Raw genomic sequence first — 17,398 nt, 5'->3', positions numbered from 1 at the left:
AAGTGGAGCTGTCTAAGGAACCGCTTCACGCAACCAGGAGGCCTTCGTGTCCCACGCTAATGCTGCTCTGACTCCGCGCGCTCGACTGCGACTCGCGCGGCTGATCGTCGACGAGCGATGGCCGGTGGCCGTCGCGGCGAACATGTTCATGGTCTCGCCGGTGACCGCCCGGAAGTGGGCGTCCCGCTATCGCACGGAGGGCCCGGCAGGAATGGCCGATCGCTCGAGCCGCCCGCACCGGTTGCCGTCGAAGACACCACCGGAGATCGTGAAGCGGATCGTGCGCGCGCGGTGGCGGCGCCGGCTCGGGCCGGTGCAGATCGGCGGGGAGCTGGGCACGCCGGCGTCGACGGTGCACGCGGTGCTCGTGCGGTGCCGGATCAACCGGCTCTCCCGCATCGACCGGGTCACGGGTGAGCCGATCCGCCGCTACGAGCACGATCACCCTGGGTCGATGATCCACGTCGACGTGACCAAGTTCGGCAACATCCCCGACGGCGGCGGATGGCGATACCTCGGCCGCGACGCAGCGAAGCAGAACCGTTCGGCCACAGCCCGCCGCACCGGGGAATGGACCGATGACTACCACCCCCGCATCGGACGGTCGTTCTTGCACACCGTGATCGACGACTACTCCCGGGTCGCCTACGTCGAGATCTGCGCCGATGAGAAGGCTGTCACCGCGATCGCGGTCCTGCAACGCGCGGTCGCGTGGTTCGCCGACCGCGGTGTGACCGTGGAACGCGTGCTCTCCGACAACGGGTCCGCGTATCGCTCGTTCGCCTGGCGGGACGCGTGCGCCGAGCTCCGCATCACACCAAAACGAACCCGCCCCTACCGGCCGCAGACCAACGGGAAGATCGAGCGGTTCCATCGCACCCTCGCCGACGGCTGGGCCTACGCCAGGTTCTACGGATCAGAGAGCGAACGACGCGACGCCCTACCCCGTTGGCTGCACTTCTACAATCAGCACAGGCGCCACTCCGCCATCGGAGCCCCACCCATCAGCAGGCTCAACAACCTGCCTGGACATCACACCTAGTGGGGCTCGAAGTCCATGAAGTATGAGCCATCGGCAAGCGCGCTGAACGTCACATGCGTCGAGCCGTACCGTTCCAAGTCCTCGGTCTGCACGAAGGCAGTATCGGCAAGCCCGAGCCGACGCCGAAACCAGCGCCCGATCGCACCGTTGTCGGGCACGCTGTGCAGCGCCTTGTCGCCATCCTGGGCGACGATAAGGAAAAGCGTCGCCCCGTCATCGGTATGTGCCGCGAAGGGAAGGCCGCGAGGCGGGAAGAATCCAGATCGAGCGACGGCCGCCGGGACCGGTATATAGGCTTCGGATCGGCGTCGACTCCCTCGCTGCCCCCAATTCAGCCCCGCGCCGGCGTTGTGGACCTCCCCTGGTCTCTTTGTCGTCTGCACCAACGGCAGGTCAACCGAGTCAAGCGTTCCGAGAGGGGGCCGCGCGAGCCGCGTCGGCGCGAGGACCTGGCGTCGTTGTTCCGGCGCATCGGCCTCATAAACGTGGACCCGGCTAAACAGGGATTCGTCCGTCGCGGAGATGAAGCCCGCTGTCGCGGACTCCATGGTGGACCAGGCCGACTCGGGTTCTACACGGATCATCGATTCCCTGCGGGTCCCGCTCAGCCCGAAGCCATGCGCGGTGTAGTTGGCCGAGCCGAACCAGGCGATGGTAGGAAGCCCGCTCCAGTTCCAGACGTAGAGCTTGGTGTGATCAGAAACGCCGTGCGGCGCGTACGACACGCGCAGCCAGTCGCCCGAAAGGGCGCTTATCGCCCCGAGGAATCCCTGGTGTGCGGAGAGCTCAAGCCCTTCCTCGCCGGTCATGCCAATGTTCAGGCGAACTGCGACGTCCCTCCCCAGTTGCTCGCGCAACTCAAGAATGTGGAACAGGGCGAACTGTGCCGATGCATATCCGGTTAGCACATGAAGCTCGTCACACCCATCGCCCGTCGGCGACAGCAGGACGCGCTGAAGCAGATCGTCGCGGACGAGCGCGGCCATCTCAGTTGGCGATGGCCAGGTGGTCTTCGTCGGCGCTTCGCTCGACCAGGTGGGCGAGATTGGCTGCGACGCTGTCGTACGGAATTCCTTCGAACGATCGGAAGAGCGCCGTGAAGACTGCTTGTGCACCTTGCACGGGAACGGCCATGCCGATCTGCTTTCGGACGCTTTCCTTGGAGCCGGCGAACACGTAATCATCGGGGAAGGTCTGGATGCGTGCCCGCTCACGATTGGTCAGCGCGCGTGGCTCTTCCCAGTGGTAGACGTGCGTGCCGCCCCCGCCGGAGCCGGTGACCGTGTAGGCAGGCTTGTCGAACTCGAGTCGACGATAGATCTGACTAATCTTCGCACCGGCCACGTTTAGCTTCAGACGGTCAGGCAGATCGGCGGTGAACGCGTTCTGGCCCGGAAGAATGTGAGTAAGTCGCTCGACGACATTCTTCGACTGCCGCGTACGTTCATGGTTGGCGGCGTCGGGGGCGATGGGGGGGTGGCTGAGACGCCGGCCAACGCTCACATCGATCGACTCGTAGAGCGAGGGGGACGGCACGGTGAAGTCGACCTCAAGATCGGCGCGGATGCCGACCACGAGGATCCGATGGCGGCGTTGCGGAACGCCGTACTGGTCGAACTTGTAGAGGTGCGGATACAGGCGATAGCCATGCTCACCCGCTGACTGCAGCGCGGAAAGGATTAGCTTGAAAGCGCGGCCCTCATTGCTGCTCTGCAGGCCGCCGACGTTCTCAGCGACGAACCAGCGCGGATTGTGCGCGTCAAGCGCGTGCACACCGTACTGGTAAAGCGGTCCGAATGTACCGTCGATGCCCTTTTGCTCGCCGACGAGGCTGAAGTCGTTACAGGGGAACCCGAATGCAAGCCCGTCAATGGGTGCCAGGCCGTCGATATCAAGCTTCCGCACGTCCTCATGGATAACCGTGTCGGTGGACGCGCCAGGGATGTTCCGCAGGTAGGTGTCGCATGTGCTGCGGTCGTAGTCCGACGCCCAGGCATGGATGACCTCGACGCCGGGTACCTCGGCGGCTGCTCGGTGGGCGCCGAGGGCGATCCCCCCAGGCCCGCAGAAAAGCTCGCCGAGCGCAAAGGTAGTCATGTGTCTCCGTCCGTCCCCTCCATTGTCGCCTGGGCTTCTGACATCACTTGGTGCCACGCCCTAAGCCTGAGCTCACCCCTCAGCCGCGAGTGGGGACAAAGCCGAGCCTGCTTGCCTCATCGAGGATCTTGACCGCCTGCGTCACCTGCTTAGCTGTAGGAGATTTGTCGGACGCCAAGACTCTGCCGATGCTGAAGGCGATGCCCCGCTGCCAGCCTTGAAGACGGTCTGTCTCCTTTGCCCACGAGCTCAGCTGGAACCATGCTTGGCTCCCGTACTCCTCGACCCGTCTGCGAGCTTCGATATCCTCCTCGGCGGCGCGAAGCCCGATCGCGGACTGACCTGCGGCGACGGATACTCGCGTCTCGTCCCCTGCGGGGCGGTAGCTCGTAAGGGTCGCTTCAGGAGCCCAGTCGATCTCCTGAACGCCTGCCCACGCGGCCGCCGTCTTCGACCAGCTCGACACGTTGCGGGCCCCGGCCCGCGCGATCAGGTTCTCGTGAACTGCCGGCGCAAGCGACGCGACGGCCGCTCGCCATGCGTCGCCGGCGTCCTGGTGTTGGGCTATGGCGTCGAGGTCGATTCGCCCTGCCGTTCGCTTCGAGATGAGTGCAATGGTGTAACCGACGTCGATCGCCTTGTAGCCTCCGAGATCAAGTGAACCGATGACCTTATCCGTCTCTGCCCACAGGACAGCCTTAGCGACGAGGCGACGGTAGTACTTTTCATCTGGCACGCCGCCCGAGGCCGGGCCATGCTCGAGATTCATGAAAGTAGCGAGGGACTTCTCGGCGCCCGCTGCCACGACTTGGGGCATCTGGAGCCACGCAAGCTCGAACTTCGCCAGCTCGGACTTGTCGAACCGTCGGGTGCGGTCATACTTGCGCTTGAATCGGGCTTCAGCGCCAAGAGCTCGCGCTGCGGCCGACTCCGTCGCAAACTGGCCGCGAGTCCGCTCGAAGAACCAGAGTCGCCCGGACTGGTCCGCTGCAAAGTCGACGGTGCGTGAGAGTTGCTCAATGCTCTGGAAGAACCGGTTGTTCGAGGTCAGATCGCCCATTCGCACTGGGCTCTGGCTGTTTGCGAATCGTGCGATCTGCAGAGCCATCTCATCGGAGTCGACCGTCGGCAGAACGGTGAGCTTCGCCTGGACCCTTACATTCGCCAGGCTGACCCCGTCGTGGTACTTGGCGTTGTGAAGCGACGCAGTGGTCTGCCCGCCGTTGACGATCTCGAGCCCTGTGATCTCAGTGACGACCGGCTGGCCGCCCGCGAGGGCTCGCTTCAGCCCCGTTGCCGTCAGAGAGAGCCCGTTGTTGAACGCGAAGAACGACGCCGGCATCTCCGTGAGGCTCAGCCGGATGCCCTTGTTGACCCGATTGTTCACCTGTAGGAACGCGCGGATGTTGCGACCGAGAATGCTGGCCCCGTGCGCCTGGTAGAGGTCAGCGATGAGGTCGCCCGGCAATACCATCAGGTATGAGCTCAAACCGCGCTCGCCAATCGGCCCGAGAATACGGATGCCGCCATCGGGCTGATCGCGGAAGTCAATGGTCTGCTCTCGCGCCGCGGTGTGCTGGATAGCAGTCGCGAGGTCGCCGGCATCCCAGATGGCTAGGTCCGCCGGCGCGTGCGCGATGTCATCAAGGGTCGCCTGCTGCGTCTCGTACGACCCATTGGAGACTGCGATCAGTCGGATCGCTCGGATGTCCTTGCTGATATCGCTCAGATACGAAAGGACGCGTTCGCTGCTGTCGCCGCCGCCACTGCGTGAAGCCGTGATCAGCCGTGTCATCTGGGCGACCGCTTCGTTGACGACGGGAAGCAGCTCCTGGCGCTCTCGGACATCACCCCATCGGCTGGGAGCGAAGTCGGTGACGATCGCCGTGAGACGGCCTGTGTCGGCATCCCAGTCGAGGGCGTCGACCCGGCCGAGCGGTGCACCGAAACGCTCGGGTCCGTTAAGCTCACCGGCTTCTTCGAGCAGAGCCATGCTCTGGCCGCTGAAAGCAAAGGCTTCCGAGACGTTCTCGTCCTCGGCGGAGATCTCCACCATGCTCCGCAGCGTGTCCAGTGGGCTAATCGGTTCTGTCATTGGTCGCAAGTCCTCCGTGTTCCCGTCAGCCCAATTCCCGCTCGCGGCCCAGTGCAACGAAGGCGGCGTCTACAACCTCGGCATCATCCAGGAGCCCGCCTGGTCCGGTGTCTGCGGTGATGTCGTCGTCCTCGACGAAGTACGCGAGCGCGGCATAGACGATTGATCGCTCAACGTGTTCGAGCGAGGCCCAGTCGCCGATGACACCGCTCAGATCATCGAAGATGCGGGCGGCGATGGGATCGCCCTTAAGCGCTCGCACATGCTGCTCCGCCTGTGCGAGCATCGCCATCGCAGTGGCGTAGTCGACCGGCAGCAGCATCGGCTCGAGGATGGACGCATACGGCGCTGCGGCCTGCAGGAACCGAGTTCGCGCGTCTGTCATCCCTGCTTGAGCTTCGACGCCGTCGCCCTCGTCGATGACCGTCTCATCTGCCGGCTCCTCGGTCGACCCGACCGGGCCAGCGGCAGCGGGCTCGCGTGTCTCGCCAGACGCCAGTTCCTGGCCAAAGGGCGTCGCGAGGCCGTTGGTTGTATTCTCCGCCGCAGTCCTCCCGGCCTTCTCCTCCGCCCTGCGCGCCTTCTCCTCGGCCACATCGAGTTCCGCCTGGTCGAACGCGGCTTCAATGACAATCCGGACGCACTCTTCGGGAAGCGCCTCCACCGCGAGGCGGCCGAACTCACGGCCAATCAGAACCAGAGCTCGGCGCAGGGAGAAGCGGCGATCGTAGGACCCGCGGTCGATCCGCGCGAGGTGGGATTGTGTGACCAGTGCGCCGATGAGGCGGTAACCAGTCAAGGAGACGCGATCTGTCAGATTAATGAAGTTGTCCTCGTCGAGCCTCAGGCACGCTTCAGTGCCGAGCAGGTGCGCGCGCCACCATGCCTGGCGGAACACGCCGCGCCGTCGCCCAAGCAAGCGCTCCGCCCGTGAGTCTGACTTGGAGGCATCTTCGTCCTCGTCGACAACAACCGTTCGATCGGGGTCACCGGGCTTCGCCGGCCAGCGCCAGACAGCAACATCCGGTAGGACGCTAAGCGTGAGAAACGCCCAGACCTCCTCATCCGCGGCCTCGACAGGCAACATCGGGACCGACGTCGCGAAGAGAACAGCCAGCTCCTGGTCAAACGTCGGCTTGGCGCGCTCGTCGCGCTCTCGCGGGAATCCGTGCCTCTCTGCAAGCCTGACCACCGAGGCGCGAAGCTCGTCGAGTCGCCGTTTGTCGACGCGGGTGGGTGCGGTCGCATAGAATCGGCGGCTCTCGACATCGGTGGAGACGAAGTCCTGTGCCTCCAGCGTCGACAGCTCTCGAAGCTTCGCGAGGGTGATAACCGCCTCATCGATCGGCATTCGTGGCCATGCCGCAGGGAACGCGTGCTCAGCCATTTACCCGCTCCTCACCCAGCCGGCCCTGCAGCTCGACGTCGAAGCTTGCGCCGTCGTACTGCGCGATGTTCTGCAACAGCTCAAAGTCCTTCGGGAACAGACGGAGCGAGGCGGACAGTGCGTCGCCCAGGGACCCATCGGGATAATCGCGGTCATGCTCGTAGGCGCTGTCCTCGGCGAGCGCGAGGCGCATCAGCTCACGTTGGATGTCGATGAGCAGCGACGATGTCATCGCGTTCGCGGTCTCTCCGCCCGGCTCGGACATCATGCGCTGGACGTTCTCATTCGACTCATTCACGAAAATGCGCACCGCCGCGTCGATCGGCGCTTCGAGGTCGGCCATCTCGACCTTCACGAGCCATCGCGCGTTGTGGAGGTCGTAGAACGGGTGCTGACCCATGGAGACTGGAATGATCGGCAGTCTGGCTGCGATGCCCTCCAGCACAACCGGCCACTCGTCCGTCCACAGAATCGAGCCAAGCTCCGTCGGCGCAAGCTCGTCCTTACAGCCGCTTCCCGGGGAAACCAGAATGACTTTCGCTTCGAGGGTGAGTGAGCCCCCCACTTCGCCGATCGGGATCAGCGTGCTCAGCGAAACCTCGCCGCCGTCGATCCCGGTGACGGGTGAGCTTCCGCGCAGACCCACCCGAGTGGTCCGCCACGACAGAGTCGCACCGAACTCGGCGTCATCGGGCAGTCCGACGAGCACGGCGAGACCTGACGCGTCGACAAGCAAGTCGACGCTCGCCTGAATGCTCTGGTAGTACGTCCAATCGGTCGCGACCGTCATGTTGTCGTAGGAAGGGCCGTCTTCAACGGCCACCGTCCAGCGGTCCGCGCGGACAGCTGTGACGGGCAGAGTACGATAGCCCCGGCTGGGGTGCATCACGCGAGAGCCTCCTTCGTGATAGTCACGCCGATGGCGGCTCTGCGCGTATGCGTCACACGCACAGCCATGTCTTCGAGCTTGAGCTCGAGTCCGCCGATCCGGTCTCCGGCCGCAACCATCTCGTCCCCGACGAACCACCCGATCACCGCCACGGGAGTGTCCGACTCAGCCTTCGCTGCACCACCTCCGGCCTCTGTGATGACCCGAGGTTCAGCGTGGACGATCCACCGCGACAGGTCCGCACCCGGACGGATGCGCACGGTGAGCGGAAAGTCAACCGTGATCTGCTCGCCGTCCACACCCACGGGAGAGGGGGCCCCCGCCCCCGTCACCGACAGCTCAACGCGGGAGCGCATGCCGCTGGGGCTTCGACGGGATTGCTTCTCGGCGCCCTTGCCGCTGAAGCCCACGAGGTTCTCTGCGAGTGTGCGCGAGAGCTGCGCCACACCGCCGATGCTGGACTTCGAATCCTCGGGGTCAGGAACGTCAAGTCGGACAGCGGTGGCCGTCTGGATGTCGTTCAGCGTCCATCCGATCGGCCGCATGTTTGCGCGGCCGCGCTCACGTGCCCACGAATCATGCGTCACGGGTTCGGAGCGCGCGAACACATCCTCCATCCGCGGGTCGGCGAGAAAGACGCCTGCGACGTACTGGCCATGTGGGTCCGAGTCGATCTTCTCGTAGCGAACGACGAATCGCGGGCCGCGCATGAGGGCGACCGTGGAATCGAGATCCCGGCTGAGCCGCTTCTCCATAGCCTCTGCCTGGACAGCGCGACGGACAACGAGCACGCCTGTTCGGGGACGGTTGGCGTCGAGTGGCAGCGAGTGCGCTTCGACTTGCCACGAGTGCTGGTAGCCGGGTTCGGACTGGACGCGCGTGGCCTCGCGATATGCGAGCGCGAACTGCTGGATCTGCGGATAGTCGTCTATTCGTAGGGGTAACGGCTCGCCATGAATGGAATACGCGAAACGGATGCTGGCTTCGCCGCTCGCGGCCGTGAGGTGTGGCCACGCCCACGTCACGGTGGCTTCACGAATCGACTCCATGACCGCTTCCAGCGGCTCGCCCAAATCGGCGGACGGGTCCCGAGGCGCCAGTACCGCGATTGTGGTTCCGGACCCGCCATCGGGCGTGAGCATGCCGAGGCGGTCTGCGAGGTCGGTCGCCGCGAAACCCTCGAGCGGCAGCACTCCCTGCTCCGGACGCCGGCCCCACCAGTGGCGTCCGGTGTATCGGAAACCTGCGTGCTCGAATCCCGAGCCGACGCTGGTGGCGATGAAGCGATCGACAAGCTCGCCCTCGAGCTGCGTGCGCGTGTAGACGAGGCAGGTGCGCACCTGGCTCGCATCGTAGAGCACGCCCTTGCCGAAACCGTAGGTGCCCCCACCAAGCTGACGCCGCGGATCACGCCCGATGTCGAAGACGAAGTTCCGGAAGTCGGTTCGCACGCCTTCGGGAACTGCCTGGTCCGCAGGTGCCGGGCCGGCGAGACCTCGAGTCCCGCCGTCCCGCACCATGAGTGCATCGACTCCGCCCGAACCGAGCAGCCTGCCTAGCGCGTCTGCGGGCGCAGGCAGCGAGTCGGCGAAGACCACATCCCGGAGCACGGCAATGGAATCCGCGCTCAAACGGACCGCATCGATCGCGAAGTCGATCGATGCGTCTCGCTCGAGCCGGGCGTCCCAGCTGTTCTGCAGCGACTCACGCAGGAACACCTCCCAGAATCCGAGGTTGGGCTTGCCGAGCGCGCGCCGAGTGGCATCGCCGTCGATCGTGCCTGTGGGCGGTACCTTCTCGGAGTAGAGCTCAAGCCTCATCGGTATCGTCCAGCTCCTTCTCATCCGCGTCGTCGGCGGCGCTGGCTGCTTCTGCCTCTTCGACGTCTTCTGCGCCCGGAACTGCAGCGATCACATATCCGATGCTCTGGTCCGGTGTCGACGACTCCGGGAAGTCGACTGAGATTCCCGTCACGATCCCCGCGGCATCCAGCGCCGCGCGGGTCTGCGACCCTGCCTTCGGAGCTGACGTGCGGTCGATCAGGTAGAGGCGAAGGATGCCCTCTTTCGGGTGTCGCTTCGAACGCTCGACGAGCAGGTCTGCGCCCTTGGGAGGCGTCTCGTCGGACTCCCAGTCGATCCCCGCGACGCGGTCTTCCGCGCTCGTGAGGATCCGGATGTTCGCGATGTCATCATCCGTGTTAGCGATTCGGCTGCGGACGACGGTACCCACCTGCCCCACACCCGGAAGCTCAATCTTTTCGCCGCTGGGGCCCTCCATGACGACGGCGCGCCACTTCTCCAGCGACCCGTTCTTGAGCTCGTCACGGATGTAAGTCGAGAGCAATTCGCGGGTCATTTCGCGCTGGTCTTCGTCGAACTCGTACTCAGCGAGGAACCGCAGGATGTACTCGGCCGGAACGTCGCGGAAGCCCCTGAGGAGCTGGTTGAGAGAGCCTCCGGCAGCGAACTCCTCGACTGCGCCGCCATGACGCTGGATGGTCTCGAGCAGGTGCTTCGCGGCCCTTATGTTGCGATCCAGCCGTTCGCTGTCGTGCCTGCGGAAGACCGTGGTCTGCGGGTTGCGGCCGCTGTACGACAGTGACGCGTTCACCGCGTTCTGCATCTTGGACGCCTCAGTGATGGCGAGGTCGGGGTGTAGTCGGATCCGCACGCCCAGTTCCAGAGGCGAGAGACCCTCGCGTCGGTAACGCGCGATTTCGTCACGGATCTCCTGCTCGACCCGAGACAGGTCGCGGAACCACCTGCGCAGCTCATCGGTCATCCAGATGCGGCATAGATCCTCGTAGCCGCTGCGGTACCCGAACCAGCGGCCCATCTGCAGCAGGGTGTCGTAGGCGGATGCTGAGCGGACAAAGTAGCTGGCTGTCAGACCCTCGAGTGTCAGACCGCGGGACAGGGTGTTGCCGCCGATGACTATCGCCGTGGTCGGGGTGATGGACGCATAGCTGAGACGGTCCCTGGACTTGTAGTTGTCGACCACGATGTCGATGTCATCTGCGGTCCCTCGCAGCGCCGGGAGCAGATCATCCCATTCGAGACTCGCGTGGTCGAAGCGGCTCGCGGGAACCCGCGTCGACTCAGCGACCCAGACCTCGTGAAGTTCGTTGATCACTCCGACGTCGTCCGTGGCGATGCCGACGCGAATCGCGTCGAGCGCGGCGGAGACGATGTCACGTGTACGGAAGTGCGCCTCCGACAGCATGGATGTGTGGATGAGCATGGTCGAGTGTTGCCCGTTGCCGTTCCGCTGGCGCTTGGCGGCCGTCGACAGGATGAACCACAGGATGGATCGTCGTAGCTCCGAGCCCAGCACGGGGTTCCATGTGTTGACCGCTCCGAGACCAGCCGGGGGGCGAGCAGACACAGCCTCGCCTGCAGGAATTGTTCTGATCATGTCGAGTCCCGCGTCATCCGGTAGATCGATGTTGCCGAACAGACGCTCGGGGCCGAAGTAGCCGGCGGGCTTGGGCATCGACACGATGAGGTCGCGCGGGTAGAGGTCGCTCTCATTGCGGGGATCGATCAGCAGGTTGGCGAACGGCGTCGCCGTGTACGCGACATACGCGCTTCGCGGATGCTTCAGGATGTCGCGCAGGAGCGCGTTGATCGTGGACGCGCGAGCCGCATCGCCAACATTGATGCTCGCCTGATCGGCCTCATCGTCGATCAACAGCAGGGGAGCGTGCTCCATGGCGATCTTGCCGGCGCCTGTCATCCAATCACGCAGACGTCGCAGGCGCGCGGGGTTCTTCTTGACGACGGCGATCAGCGCTCCGTTGAACTTAGTGAAGAGCGCCCGTGCGCCTGTGGAGTGGGCGAAGTCATCGCCACGCTTGGTGAGGGGGAACCAGTCGGCTGAGTCTCCGACGAGCACCTCGTCCACGCGCTCCTGGGTCTGATCTCTGAGGCTGTCCGTCACGCCCGAGAGGACGACGATGAGCTTGTATCCCGCGTCGGCCGCTTTGGCCGCAAGCGCCATGAAGTTCGTGGTCTTGCCGCTCTGGACATAGCCGAGGACGAGACCGCGATCTGAGAACTGCGCGGTCCCCGGGGCGTGGAGCTTCGACAGCGTGAGGCTGGTCACCTTGTCGACGTCCGTCACCGCGCCAGCGGGCAGGCGTTGCTGGAGCGCGGCCTTCACGGGCGGCCAGAAGCGGTCTGCGGCCTTGGGGCCGGCGTACCAGGCGGTGTGATCGCCCTCGGGGTCGACCACGACCTCAACGCCGTTGATGTCGGACATCCGCATCTCGAATCGCGCGATCGCCAGCTCGATCAGGTCGTCGGGCGTCTTCGTGATCCTCAGGTAGCTGCGCACAGAGTCCAGTGACTGGCCGCCTGCGACCCAGGCGCCGACCATGTCAGCGAAGTTGTCGATCCGATCGTCCGGGTATGCGTCTGTCATCTCGCTCACAAAGCTCCTCACGTAAGGGCGGCAGTTCAGATGTGTCTTGGCGCTGCTGAAATTCCTACTCAAGCCTGAAGCCCTGGTCTCAGACCGCTCGCAGTGTTCGTCCCGCAAGGCACGATACCGACAGTCTCACCACATGTCTATGCTCTAAGCAAAACTCATGCTCTGCGATTGGCGATCGTTCTGCCGTACCCGTGGGTCAGGACCCGGGCCCACAGGCGACATGTGCCGGGCAAAGTCAGAGACTCCGCCTTCCGGCAGTGTGGAGTGTAGTCAGAGGACGGCGAAGTGGCGCGTGCAGTGGAATCGTGACTCGATGTGTGCCGGTGGTAGCCGCGCTTACGTTTGCTCGGGGAGGTCCGCGGCTAGGGCGTGTCTCCTAACCTGTCGGGGTGGTTGGCGGCAGGCTGGTGAGCGTGTCGCGTACTGAGTCGCTGTCGGATGCTGCGTGGGCTCGGATCGAGCCGTTGATGCCGGTCGCGTCGCGGAAGGGCGGTCGCCCTTTCCAGGATCACCGGCGGGTCGTGGAGGGGATCGTGTGGCGGTACCGGACCGGTTCGCCATGGCGTGACCTGCCTGCCGAGTTCGGGCCGTGGCAGACGGCGTGGAAGCGGCACCGCCGGTTCAGCGGCGATGGCACGTGGGATCGGATCTACGCGGAGATCCTCGCTGACGCCGACGCTGCCGGTGAGATCGATTGGGCGGTGAGCGTGGACTCCACGATCAACCGTGCGCATCAGCACGCGACGAACCTTCGGCGCGACACAGGGGGCTCTCTCGAGTTACAAGAATCTGCGCGAGGAACCGCCTGACCATGCGATCGGCCGGTCACGCGGCGGTTTGAGCACGAAGATCCATCACCTCGTCGACGGTCGCGGGCGTCCGCTGGTGGTGCTCGTCGGGCCGGGACAAGCCGGCGACGCGCCGATGTTCCCCGTCCTGATGGACCACCTCAAAGTCGCCCGGCGCGGACCCGGAAGGCCGCGCACCCGCCCTGACCGGCTCCGCGGCGACAAGGCGTACTCGTCCCGTGCGATCCGGCAGCACCTGCGGGACCGGGACATCGTCGCCGTCATACCCGAGCCGTCGGACCAGCAGGGCCATCGCAAACGGCGCGGCTCCCGCGGCGGGCGGCCGGTCAGCTACGACATCCAGGACTACAAGGGCCGAAACGTCGTCGAACGCGGCTTCAACGAAGACAAGCAGTGGCGCGGCCTCGCCACCCGCTACGACAAACTCGCCCTCACCTACCGCGGCGGAGCCGTCCTAAGAGCCATCACCCTCTGGCTCAAACGGTTAGGAGACACGCCCTAGCTGTCGGGGGGTGACCCAGGGAGCTCGGTGCGCCATTCGGTGGCAGTTTGCGCACAGAAGGGCGAGATCTTCGAGCTTCGTCTTGACCTCGCCTGACACGTGAAGTGGGAGCGTGTGGTGCACCTCGATGTATCCGGCACCGCGAGCTCCGTACTTCTTCTCGAAGTCAAACCCGCATACCTCGCACGCCAGCCCCATGCCGGACGCAAGGGCGCCATTGATGCGTGCAGTCCTCAATGCGCGGTTGCGCTCGCGTTTGACGTGAAGCGCGAGAAGCAGGCGGCCTTCACGAAGTCCGTCCCCTTCGCCGGGGGGCACGAGCTCATTGACCTCAACCTGCTGACCGCTACGCAGGGCCTCTCGGATCGAAGCGGCAATAGGCCGCATGCCCTCCGGGTCGTCTAGGAACGCCTCAAGCACCTGGAGGGTCATGCTTCCGCCCCTAGTGGTCTTGCCCTCATAGTCCGGGTGCGCTGTCGCGAGGTCTGCGGTCTTGCGTGCGACACCTGCCGGGTTGCGGAACTTGTCGTCCCTGGAGTCGACGGGGTGCACTTTCGCCGCGCGCAGCAGCTCCGAGAGTCGAGTGACTTCCGTGTCGTCGCGTCTCAGCGAGCGCCACCCGTGTTGCTGCACGACATCCGCGACAACTACGACTTCTTCGTACGTCCAGTCCACGCTCATGAGTAGTTTCTAGCGCACCACTATGCGCTCCGCAAACACCTGCTTGTGCAATCAGCGCGTCGCATGTCACCATGAAAGTGCCGGGCTGAGAAGCCTGGCGGAATAGCCGAATCGGCGCCCACGAGGGGCCCGCGACAAACTAAGAAGAATCCCGGCAGGGCTTCTGGAAGGGTCGACTCGACCGACCCCAAGAGCAGACTCGGCCGGCTCCAGAGCCGGCCATTTGCGCGTCCAGGGGCTCTCCCTCGGCAGAATGAGAGAGAGCAATGAGGCAAGACAGTAACGAAGCAGCATTCTCGGCGTTCCACGCCGTCGTCAAGTTCGACAAGCTCGTGGAGCAGACGGTGGATCGCATCACGCGGTTCTCCGGCTTCGTTCCGGCCCGCCACTTCATTCCCGTCATTGAGGTACTCGACCTCGAGGCGAATCCGCGCTCATCAAAAGTCGGTCAGGTCACTGCGGCGATCCGTGACTCGATAGAGAACACGCCCGACGATTTCCCGTTCAAGACGAAGGGGATCCTGCTCGGGGCCTCCGACTACCGCAAGCTCGATCGCGATCGCATCGGCGTCAACTTCGCCGACCGCAAGATCGAGGGCATCCTCGACGGCGGTCACAACACGCTCGCGATCGGACTGCATGTCCTGTCGGTCGCCGGTGTTCCCGAGCAGGCCATCAGGAAGGTCAAGGTCTGGTCCGACTTCCGCGATCTCTGGCATCAGGAAGCCGAGAGGGTCGACGAGCTACGCGCTAAGGTGCGGCGCGCCGAGGGGGACTCGACTGAGTTGGACTTCCTCATCCCGGTGGAGCTGATCGTCCCCTCGGATGTGTCCGACACCGCGGTCGTCGAGGCCTTCGAGTCCTCAATCCTCGACATCTGCGCAGCGCGCAATAACAACGTCCAGCTGAGGGTCGAAGCAAAGGCGAACAAGCGCGGCTACTTCGATGACATCAAGCAGACGCTGCCGAAGTACATCAGCGATCGGGTCGAATGGCAGCAGGGCGACCCGAAGCCGGTGAAGGTCGCCGATGTGGTCGCCCTCGCCTGGGTGCCGCTCGCTCTTCTCGAGCCGATGCCCGAGGACGACGATGCGAAGGCGGTGACCGCGCCGCTACCCCAGAACCTGTACCGCAACAAAGGCGACTGCATTGTCCGCTTCGAACGGCTCATGAGCTCGCCTTCGGTCACGTGCGTGCACGGGGCGCTCGCCGAGCTCCGCAATCTGCCGGTCTTCAGCGCGCTGACGATCGCGGGCCAGATGCCCGAGCTCTACGAGCTCATCTACCGAAAGTTCCCGATCGCATACAACCAGAACGACGGTCGGTATGGTGCGATCGTGGCTGTGCGGAAAATGAACCCGCAGACCGCGAGGAAGCACCACACGAAGTTCTCCGACCAGGAGGCAGACTACGCCAGCCCCGAAGGGTTCATCATTCCGCTCGTCTACGGGCTGACCGCGCTGCTCGAGCGCCGCACCGACGGAACCATCGCCTGGAAGACCGATCCCATCGCATTCCTTAACAGGCACCTCGGAGAGATCGCGAAGAAGTACAAGATGATCATGCAGACAATGGACTTCGACCCTCAGAAGATCGGCAAGTCCGGAGCGGCCTACGAACTCGTGCGCGATGCCTACACCAACCTGCTACTGGCTGCAGGCGCGGCCTGATGAGTGAGGACATCGAGTTCAATGTCGGCCTCATCGCGGTGACAATGCGGCCTGAAGACGTCGACTTCACCGGTGTGTCGGTGGCATCGGGACGTGCGGGCGTTGAGCAGTCTGGAAGGCTCCGCGAGGCTGTTATCGAGTCCAGCGACGGCCTCCGCATGACCGTCGGATGCACTGTGTGGACGGATGGCTCTGCTGACGTGCAGCCGCTCGACTTCCTCGCGGGCCCCGATCCTTACCGTCGTCTAGAGGCGGCGGGGCGCATGACCCTCGGCGAGGCGGCTGCGGGCCGGCGCGTCGCGCTTCTTCGCACACTGAAGTACGGCGACCGCGGCTATCCGACGCTCGCCTCGGTGACGTGGGATGACCTCAACGAGGTGGCGGGAACGGATGTCGCCGAGCTCCTCACATCACACGGTGCCGTCGCCATCGGTGAGTACGGCGAGCTGAAGGGCGGCGCCCGCCAGCACGCGGGTCACCCGGCATTCATGGTCGACGAGGGCGGTGTCGAAGCCGTGTTCGCAGCGTACGCGACGACCCGCGTCCTTCCGATCATGAAGAGATTCGGCATCGAGCGTGACGTGGAGGCATTGTACTGATGGCCATCGAAGCGTTTCGGGTCGAACTTCCGGAGCACAACACGTACGGCGAGGTGATGAAGGGCTACTTCTCGCTCATGCGTGGATTCGGCATTGAGTTCGCACGTCGCAGTGATCGCCTGCTCATCCCCACCTACGGGCGAGCGTGGTTCGACGACTACGTGGAGCGCCGCAGGGCCGAGGATCCGCAGCGGGTCATGCGCCGTCAGTCTCCCGAGGACCCAAGCTTCTTCCTGGGCGAGTACCTCAGAGCGCCGGGGACGATATATCGCGAGGTAATTCCTAACAGCGGCGACTTGCGGGTGATCTCGAAGAAGATCGTCGACATGCGGAACACGTGGCTGCACTTCAGCGATGAGCCGTCTGCCGCACAGCTACGGGAAGCGGCGGATCTCGTGCGGGCCTTCGGCCAGAAGGTTTCCATGGGGATCCAGGGTCCCGCAGCGCGGATGATGAAGCGGATCGATCGAATCCGATCCGGGCAGTATCAGGCCGCGGCATCCGAGCCGCAGACCCCGGCACAGCCCGAGCCTGCGTCGAACGGCGGGGACGAACCGCCCGCTGAAGTCGAGCTCGAGACGGCGGAGCGTCCGAGCCGCCCTCCGATTGGCGGGCTGTGGCGTGGGGACATCCCTGAACGTCGCGTCAGGGTGACGCGAACGCGGGACGTCGTGGATGTTCAGACAGGCCGCTCCCTGCGGTCCGAGGTCGATGGGAGCTTTTCCGAGAAGCTTCGCCAGTGGACGTCCGCGCAGCCGATGGGGGAGCTCTGGGTCGACGCAGATGGCGCCGTAGGCGGCTTCATCGATGGCGAGGAGCGTCTGCTCGGCTACACCGGGCCCGACCCCGCCGGCGAGATCGCGCGCGGCTTCCTGGTGCGTCGCTACTACGACATCCTCGATGGCAAGCTCGTGGATCTCGATAGCGGCGTGGCGCTCACCGAACTCGTGCCCGAAGGTGCAGCTGCTACCGCAATGGCCATCCAGAATGCCGTCGTGTCGCAGGCCGAGCCCGGCGGAACGATCCGCGTCACCAACTACGGTGACGTGCTCTACATCGATGACCGGGGGATGACGCGCCTCGCGGTGGCGACGCCGAGCACGTGGTTCCCGGGCCATTTGAGTTAGGAGAGGAGATGTTGTCGGTAGAGCTGAGGCTGACCGGCGGGCAAACGAATCCGCGGTCCAGAATTC

General features: G+C 64.6%; 13 protein-coding genes. 5 read left to right on the top strand and 8 right to left on the bottom strand.

The features are described from left to right. Nucleotides 1-46 precede the first annotated feature (46 nt). Entirely contained in the window at nucleotides 47-1,042 is a 996-nt protein-coding gene (locus SM116_RS13330) for an IS481 family transposase (protein ID WP_320941461.1), read from the top strand. Here SM116_RS13330 and SM116_RS13325 read toward each other — a convergent pair. The 7 genes from SM116_RS13325 to SM116_RS13295 form a co-directional block, all read right to left on the bottom strand. Further along, the gene (locus SM116_RS13325) at nucleotides 1,039-2,028 is read right to left on the bottom strand and encodes a restriction endonuclease PLD domain-containing protein (RefSeq protein ID WP_320941460.1); all 990 of its coding nucleotides are present in this window, start codon (nucleotides 2,026-2,028) and stop codon (nucleotides 1,039-1,041) included. The genes SM116_RS13330 and SM116_RS13325 overlap by 4 nt on opposite strands. A 1-nt stretch (nucleotide 2,029) precedes the next feature. Next, nucleotides 2,030-3,139, bottom strand: coding sequence for a DNA cytosine methyltransferase (locus SM116_RS13320; protein WP_320941459.1), 1,110 nt, complete (start codon nucleotides 3,137-3,139; stop codon nucleotides 2,030-2,032). Between the two features lie 79 nt (nucleotides 3,140-3,218). Continuing rightward, on the bottom strand, nucleotides 3,219-5,195 hold the full coding sequence (locus SM116_RS13315; RefSeq protein WP_320941458.1) for an AIPR family protein: 1,977 nt from the start codon (nucleotides 5,193-5,195) through the stop codon (nucleotides 3,219-3,221). A 64-nt stretch (nucleotides 5,196-5,259) separates the two neighbouring features. Continuing rightward, the gene (locus SM116_RS13310; protein WP_320941457.1) at nucleotides 5,260-6,621 is read right to left on the bottom strand and encodes a DUF6339 family protein; all 1,362 of its coding nucleotides are present in this window, start codon (nucleotides 6,619-6,621) and stop codon (nucleotides 5,260-5,262) included. Continuing rightward, complete coding sequence (locus SM116_RS13305; protein WP_320941456.1) at nucleotides 6,614-7,510, bottom strand: hypothetical protein; 897 nt, start codon at nucleotides 7,508-7,510, stop codon at nucleotides 6,614-6,616. Before SM116_RS13305 ends, SM116_RS13310 begins: the two co-directional genes overlap by 8 nt. Then, entirely contained in the window at nucleotides 7,507-9,330 is a 1,824-nt protein-coding gene (locus SM116_RS13300) for a hypothetical protein (RefSeq protein WP_320941455.1), read from the bottom strand. The genes SM116_RS13305 and SM116_RS13300 overlap by 4 nt, the downstream gene beginning before the upstream one ends. Beyond that, nucleotides 9,320-11,935, bottom strand: coding sequence for a Z1 domain-containing protein (locus SM116_RS13295; protein WP_320944179.1), 2,616 nt, complete (start codon nucleotides 11,933-11,935; stop codon nucleotides 9,320-9,322). The genes SM116_RS13300 and SM116_RS13295 overlap by 11 nt, the downstream gene beginning before the upstream one ends. Nucleotides 11,936-12,357: 422 nt before the next feature. Between SM116_RS13295 and SM116_RS13290 the strand changes: the two genes are divergently transcribed. Beyond that, nucleotides 12,358-13,255 (top strand): IS5 family transposase gene (locus SM116_RS13290; RefSeq protein ID WP_320941095.1). Its coding sequence is split into 2 segments (ribosomal slippage): nucleotides 12,358-12,708 and nucleotides 12,710-13,255, totalling 897 coding nucleotides; the frame shifts between segments, so codons are not numbered across the junction. Here the strand turns inward: SM116_RS13290 and SM116_RS13285 are convergent. Then, entirely contained in the window at nucleotides 13,238-13,936 is a 699-nt protein-coding gene (locus SM116_RS13285) for an HNH endonuclease (RefSeq protein ID WP_320941454.1), read from the bottom strand. The genes SM116_RS13290 and SM116_RS13285 overlap by 18 nt on opposite strands. A gap of 266 nt (nucleotides 13,937-14,202) precedes the next feature. On the opposite strand from SM116_RS13285, the gene SM116_RS13280 reads away from it, so the two are divergent. From SM116_RS13280 to SM116_RS13270, 3 genes are read left to right on the top strand one after another with little or no spacing between them, the layout of a single operon-like run. Then, the gene (locus SM116_RS13280; RefSeq protein WP_320941453.1) at nucleotides 14,203-15,606 is read left to right on the top strand and encodes a hypothetical protein; all 1,404 of its coding nucleotides are present in this window, start codon (nucleotides 14,203-14,205) and stop codon (nucleotides 15,604-15,606) included. Next, nucleotides 15,606-16,205 carry a hypothetical protein gene (locus tag SM116_RS13275; protein WP_320941452.1) on the top strand — a complete coding sequence of 200 codons (600 nt, stop codon included), beginning with the start codon at nucleotides 15,606-15,608 and terminating at the stop codon, nucleotides 16,203-16,205. Before SM116_RS13280 ends, SM116_RS13275 begins: the two co-directional genes overlap by 1 nt. Further along, nucleotides 16,205-17,332: a hypothetical protein gene (locus SM116_RS13270; RefSeq protein ID WP_320941451.1), complete on the top strand. Its 1,128-nt coding sequence runs from the start codon at nucleotides 16,205-16,207 to the stop codon at nucleotides 17,330-17,332. Before SM116_RS13275 ends, SM116_RS13270 begins: the two co-directional genes overlap by 1 nt. The last annotated feature ends 66 nt before the right edge of the window (nucleotides 17,333-17,398 follow it).

It is taken from the genome of Microbacterium rhizosphaerae (assembly GCF_034120055.1).
Taxonomy (GTDB): domain Bacteria; phylum Actinomycetota; class Actinomycetes; order Actinomycetales; family Microbacteriaceae; genus Microbacterium; species Microbacterium rhizosphaerae.
The sequence above is the reverse complement of the archived record's forward strand: the minus strand, read 5'-3'. Positions and strand labels throughout refer to the sequence as shown.

What these genes read in the sequence shown, in the direction of transcription:
- SM116_RS13285 (WP_320941454.1), bottom strand. Translation starts at nt 13,936, where the DNA reads ATGAGCGTGGACTGGACGTACGAAGAAGTCGTAGTTGTCGCGGATGTC.
- SM116_RS13275 (WP_320941452.1), top strand. Translation starts at nt 15,606, where the DNA reads ATGAGTGAGGACATCGAGTTCAATGTCGGCCTCATCGCGGTGACAATG.
- SM116_RS13315 (WP_320941458.1), bottom strand. Translation starts at nt 5,195, where the DNA reads ATGGTGGAGATCTCCGCCGAGGACGAGAACGTCTCGGAAGCCTTTGCT.
- SM116_RS13270 (WP_320941451.1), top strand. Translation starts at nt 16,205, where the DNA reads ATGGCCATCGAAGCGTTTCGGGTCGAACTTCCGGAGCACAACACGTAC.
- SM116_RS13310 (WP_320941457.1), bottom strand. Translation starts at nt 6,621, where the DNA reads ATGGCTGAGCACGCGTTCCCTGCGGCATGGCCACGAATGCCGATCGAT.
- SM116_RS13280 (WP_320941453.1), top strand. Translation starts at nt 14,203, where the DNA reads ATGAGGCAAGACAGTAACGAAGCAGCATTCTCGGCGTTCCACGCCGTC.
- SM116_RS13300 (WP_320941455.1), bottom strand. Translation starts at nt 9,330, where the DNA reads ATGAGGCTTGAGCTCTACTCCGAGAAGGTACCGCCCACAGGCACGATC.
- SM116_RS13320 (WP_320941459.1), bottom strand. Translation starts at nt 3,139, where the DNA reads ATGACTACCTTTGCGCTCGGCGAGCTTTTCTGCGGGCCTGGGGGGATC.
- SM116_RS13325 (WP_320941460.1), bottom strand. Translation starts at nt 2,028, where the DNA reads ATGGCCGCGCTCGTCCGCGACGATCTGCTTCAGCGCGTCCTGCTGTCG.
- SM116_RS13295 (WP_320944179.1), bottom strand. Translation starts at nt 11,935, where the DNA reads ATGACAGACGCATACCCGGACGATCGGATCGACAACTTCGCTGACATG.